This is a genomic window from Photorhabdus sp. RM71S, from assembly GCF_042879355.1.
Taxonomy (GTDB): domain Bacteria; phylum Pseudomonadota; class Gammaproteobacteria; order Enterobacterales; family Enterobacteriaceae; genus Photorhabdus; species Photorhabdus kayaii.
This window is the reverse complement of sequence record NZ_JBHFKV010000297.1, coordinates 1-231: the sequence shown is the minus strand read 5'-3', so window position 1 is coordinate 231 and position 231 is coordinate 1. Positions and strand designations below refer to the sequence as shown.

1 protein-coding gene is annotated in these 231 nt (G+C 50.6%); it reads left to right on the top strand.

Features of this window, described 5'->3' with window-relative positions; all coding sequences use genetic code 11:
- Window positions 1–153, top strand: a 153-nt coding sequence (locus ACGF5R_RS24970; RefSeq protein ID WP_387693305.1) for a lysis system i-spanin subunit Rz, incomplete at its 5' end; no start/stop codon positions are given.
- Between the last annotated feature and the right edge of the window lie 78 nt (window positions 154–231).

Below are 231 nucleotides of genomic sequence, written 5' to 3'. Positions count from 1 at the left end.
AAAGCCAGTTCCTCCCCCGGCGTGGATGATGCAGCCAGCCCCAGATTGGAAGACCCCGCTATCAGGGATTATTTCACTCTCACCGAAAGAGTAACAACGATGCAGGCACAATTAGAGGGCTTGCAGGACTACATCAAAACTCAGTGTCAGTAACAGAGTCTCGCAATCGCGGGACTTTTTTCTATCCGAATTTCACCGCGCACCTCATGCGCATTCAAACCCAAAGAACCT